Consider the following 4,943-nt stretch of genomic DNA (forward strand, 5'->3'; position numbering starts at 1 on the left):
TTTTTCATTTAAAACATATTCTTTATTAGTTAAATATTGTTCTAGAAAAAGCATTAATTGAGTTTGAGTCATTCCATTTAAATATTTTTTTAAATTGGTGACACGAGAAGAAACACTAGAAATACCTTTGGAAACTAATTTTTCATTACTAGGAGTAATACAACGAACCATTGTATCTATATCACAATCATACAATATTGTTCCGTGTATAATGACACTGTTTTTATTTTTAATAAAAGAATTACCTGAAATTTTTTTTTTATTAAATAAAATATCGTTGCGTCCGCTGAATTCAAGTTTTACTCCTAATTGTTGGAAAGCTTCGATAATGTTACCTAAATACTGTTTAAAGTTAAATTGTTTATCTTTATAAGGTGTAATAATACTGAATAAAGGAGTTTGCTGATCATTGTATACACAACCACCTCCTGTAGGACGACGAAAAAAATTAATCTTATTTTTTTTGACAAAATCTAAATTAATTTCATTTTCAATAATTTGATTTTTACCAAAAACTACACCTTTTATTTGCCATAAAAAGAAAAAAACTTCATCATTTTTTAAAAGATTTTCTGAGATATATTTTTCTAAAGCAAAATAAAAATATGGTTTTAAATTTTTATATTTATTATTATATTTTACTAAAATCATAAATTTGCTTTGTGCGTTATCCTAATCATAAATTTGCTTTATTTATTAACCTAATTGTATAAATGAAAATAAATCACAAATTAGTTTTTATTAAAAAGACCAAAAGCTACTTTTTTTTGTATTATTTTTATTTTCTTCTAATGTTTGCAATTGACGAAAAAGCTCTTTTTGTTCTTTAGTTAATTTTATAGGTGTTTTAATTTTGACGATAACATAATGATCACCTCTTCGATAAGATGCGTTTGTATAAGGAACACCTTTGTTTTTTAATCTTAAATTGGTATCGTTTTGAATCCCTTCTGGTATTGTAAGATCAATTTCACCATCAATTGTAGGAACACTAATAACTGCTCCTAAAGCAGCTTGAAAAATAGTGATAAAAATTGTTGAAATAATATCTTGCTTATCTCTTTTGAAAAATTTATGTGTATTTACTTTAATTCTCACATATAAATCACCATTCGGAATTCCTAAATGACCTTCATGCCCTTGACCTTTTGAGATTAAAGTTTCACCATTATCTATTCCACCAGGTATATTTAAATTAAGTTTTTTTATGCTTTTTACTCTTTGGTAACCTTTACAAAAAGAACATCTATTAAGAATTTTTTTACCTTGACCATTACATTTTGGACAAATTTGTTGAGAAGTAAAATTTCCTAAAAAAGTTTTTTGTGATGTTGTAATATATCCTTCTCCATTACAATAATCACAAATGTGAATATCTTTTTTTGTACGAGCGCCTGTACCTTTACAGTATTCACAATCTTTTTCGATTTCAAAAGTTATTTTTTTTTCAACTCCTAAAACTGCTTCAGTAAATTCAAGTGTCATTTCTATATGTTGATCTTCTCCTTTGTTTGATTTTGAACCATGATTATTTTTTTTTCCGAAAAAATTACCAAAAATATCTCCAAAATCAAATTCAGCATTTCCGAAACCTTGAAATCCTCCGCCAAAATCATAATTTTGATTTTCAGCATGTCCAAAACGATCATAATTGTTTTTTTTAGTAGGATTACTTAAAACTTCATATGCTTCTTGAACTTCCTTGAATTTTTGAGTAGCATTTTCTTCTTTTGATACATCAGGATGATATTTTTTTGCTAATTTTCTATAAGCTGATTTAATTTCATTTTCTTTAGCATTTTTGGATAATCCCAAAATAGCATAATAATCTTTTTTTTGATTCACAGCAAAACTCTCCTGTTTGTAATATTAAAGTAAAAATTTTTAATTTTTGTTGAAAAATTAATAAAGAAACCAAAAAAAGAATATTTATCTTTTTTTGGTTAATTGAAATATATTAATTAAAAAAATTTATAATTTTGCTAATATTATTTTTTTTCTTCAAATTCCGCATCAACCGTTTGTTCAGAATTTGTTGAATCACTATTATTATCTTTTTTGTCATTAATATTATCTTTTTTTTGTTGTTCTTGTTTTTTTTGATAAGCTTTAATAGCAATTCCTTGTGCTTCTTTTTCTAAAATACTAAATTTTTCTTTGATTAAATTATGTTCATCACCTTTTAAAGCTTCTTCTAAGTTTTTAATACAATCTTCAATTTTATTCTTTTCTTGTTCTTCTATTTCTTTTCCAAGTGTTTTTAAAGATTGTTTTACTTGCACGATTAAATTATCTGCATCATTACGTGTATCAATTTTTTCTTTTTGTAATTTATCTTTTTCAGCATTTTCTTCTGCTTCTTTGATCATTCTTTGAATTTCTTCTTCTGATAAAGAACCAGTTCCTGAAATAGTAATTTTTTGTTCTCTGTTAGTAGTTAAATCTTTAGCTTTAACAGAAACAATACCATTTACATCAATATCAAAAGTAACTTCGATTTGTGGTATACCACGAGGAGCAGGAGGAATATTATCTAAACGAAAACTACCTAAAGATTTATTTTCTTTTGCAAGAGGTCTTTCACCTTGTAAAACATGAATATCAACGGAAGGTTGATTATCAGCAGCTGTAGAAAAAATTTGTGATTTAGAAGTTGGAATAGTCGTATTTCTTTCAATCAATTTAGTAAAAACATTTCCTAAAGTTTCTATACCTAAAGACAATGGCGTCACATCTAAAAGTACAATATCTTTAACATCTCCTGTTAAAATACCACCTTGAATTGCTGCTCCCATAGCTACTACTTCATCTGGATTAATACTTTTATTCGGAGTTTTATTTAATTCTCTTGTAACTAATTCTTGAACAGAAGGAATTCTAGTTGAACCCCCTACTAAAAGAACTTGATGAATTTCTTTAGGATCTATCGAAGCATCTTTTAAAGCACGTTTTACAGGTCCAACACAACGTTCAACCAATTCTTGAGTTAATGCATTGAATTTAGATCTAGTCATATTATATTCTAAATGTAATGGCCCGCTACTAGGATTCATAGTAATAAAAGGTAAAGATATTTGGGTAGCAGTTACACCACTTAATTCTTTTTTAGCTTTTTCTGCAGCATCTTTTAATCTTTGCATCGCTATTTTATCTTTTGATAAATCAATTTGATTTTCTTTTTTAAATTCTTTTATTAAAAAATCTACAATTTTATAATCAAAATCATCTCCTCCTAAATTATTATCTCCAGAAGTTGATAAAACAGAAAAATTACCTTCAGCCAAATTTAAAATAGAAACGTCAAAAGTACCGCCACCTAAATCAAAAACTAAAATATTTTGTTCTTTATTGCTTTTATCAATTCCGTAAGCTAAAGCAGCTGCGGTAGGTTCATTGATGATTCTTTTAACTTCTAAACCTGCGATTTTCCCTGCATCCTTAGTAGCTTGTCTTTGAGAATCATTAAAATAAGCAGGAACAGTAATAATAGCATTACAAACTTCAGCACCTAAATAATCTTCTGCTTGTTTTTTTAAATTTCTTAAAATCATGGAACTAATTTCTTGAGGAGTATAATTTTTATTATTAATTTTGACAGTGTAATTAGCTTCTCCCATATGTCTTTTAATAGAAATAATAGTGTTAGGATTCGTCAACATTTGACGTTTAGCAATTTCTCCTACCATAATGTCATCACCTTTAAAAGCAACTATTGAAGGTGTTGTTCTATTTCCTTCAGCATTTGTAATAACTTTTGCTTCTTTTCCTTCCATAACCGAAACACAAGAATTTGTTGTTCCTAAATCTATACCAATAATTTTATTTGTTTTCATTATTATTTTCGCTCCATTCATTAATTTTTACTATAGATGGCTTTAATACTAAATCTTTGTATAAAAAACCTTTTTGCAAAACAAGAACATTAATGCCATTAGGTTGATTATGATCAGAAATTTTTTCAACAGCATAATGAAACTCAGGATTAAATGGTTCCCCTAACGTTTTAATTTCTTTGACACCATTTTTTTCTAAAATTTCTTTAATTTGTTTTTGAATCATTTTAAATCCAGATAGAAATTTTTGTAGTAAAGGATCTTCAGCTGGCATTTCTAAAACTTTTTCTAATTGTTCAAAAGGAACTAAAATATCACGAATTAAATCCATTGAAGAATATTTTAAAGCTAAATTTTTTTCTTTTTGAAATCTTTTGCGAAAATTATCCATTTCAGCTTGAAATTTTAATTTTTCTGTAGTAATTTTATCTTTTAATTCTTTTTCTAATTGTTGCACAAGTTGTTCCATTTTAATTGTGTCTTGATTATGTGTTGATTGCAGTTCACTTTGATCTCCACAACATGTTGACTTTTCAGAATTATTTTTAAATTCTTGGTTTTTTAAATCAATTTTTACTTTTTCATCATCTTTTTTAAGATTATTAACAAATTCTTGATTATTGTTTTGATTATCATTATCTTTTACACAACCGCAACATTTATTAACCTCTTTTGTTTTCGTATTTTCTTCTTTAGAAAATAAACATGATTTGATATTTTCACATTTATTATTTTTTGATGGTTTTGATTCGGTTTGTGTATTTTTTATTTCTTTTTTGTTCATTCTAAAAACTCCTTTTAAAGCGATTTTTTTTGGATCTCAATAAAATAAGTATCTTTTATTTTATTTTTCATATAATTGTGAAAAATGAGCTGATAAATATTCCAACAACGGAATCACTTCTTGATATTTCATTATTAATGGACCTAAAATACCGATAAAACCTTTTTCATCTTCATTAATATAATAAGGAATTGAAATAATAATAAATTGTTTATACGGAATTAAACGAATTTGATTATTTAATTGACAAATAGTATCTGGTGGTGAGCTAAAAAAAATTTTATTTAATTTTCTTTTATCTAATATAAACATCATTTCTTTAATAG

The 4,943-nt window shown here is 25.9% G+C and carries 4 protein-coding genes and 1 pseudogene; all 5 read right to left on the reverse strand.

Going from position 1 to position 4,943, the window contains the following annotated elements; translation table 11 throughout:
• A partial coding sequence (locus AlmWB_RS01550; protein ID WP_050337402.1) for a lipoate--protein ligase family protein occupies positions 1-651 on the reverse strand: 651 nt, incomplete at its 3' end.
• 90 nt (positions 652-741) lie between these two features.
• Complete coding sequence (dnaJ, locus tag AlmWB_RS01555; protein ID WP_050337403.1) at positions 742-1,845, reverse strand: molecular chaperone DnaJ; 1,104 nt, start codon at positions 1,843-1,845, stop codon at positions 742-744.
• Positions 1,846-1,988: 143 nt separating this feature from the next.
• Positions 1,989-3,836: a molecular chaperone DnaK gene (gene dnaK, locus AlmWB_RS01560; protein WP_050337410.1), complete on the reverse strand. Its 1,848-nt coding sequence runs from the start codon at positions 3,834-3,836 to the stop codon at positions 1,989-1,991.
• Entirely contained in the window at positions 3,820-4,617 is a 798-nt protein-coding gene (locus AlmWB_RS01565) for a nucleotide exchange factor GrpE (protein WP_050337405.1), read from the reverse strand. Before AlmWB_RS01565 ends, dnaK begins: the two co-directional genes overlap by 17 nt.
• Before the next feature lie 60 nt (positions 4,618-4,677).
• Positions 4,678-4,943, reverse strand: a pseudogene (locus AlmWB_RS01570) (heat-inducible transcriptional repressor HrcA); the annotation flags it as partial.

The sequence above is a fragment of the Candidatus Phytoplasma phoenicium genome, from assembly GCF_001189415.1.
GTDB classification, from domain to species: Bacteria; Bacillota_I; Bacilli_A; order Acholeplasmatales; family Acholeplasmataceae; genus Phytoplasma; species Phytoplasma phoenicium.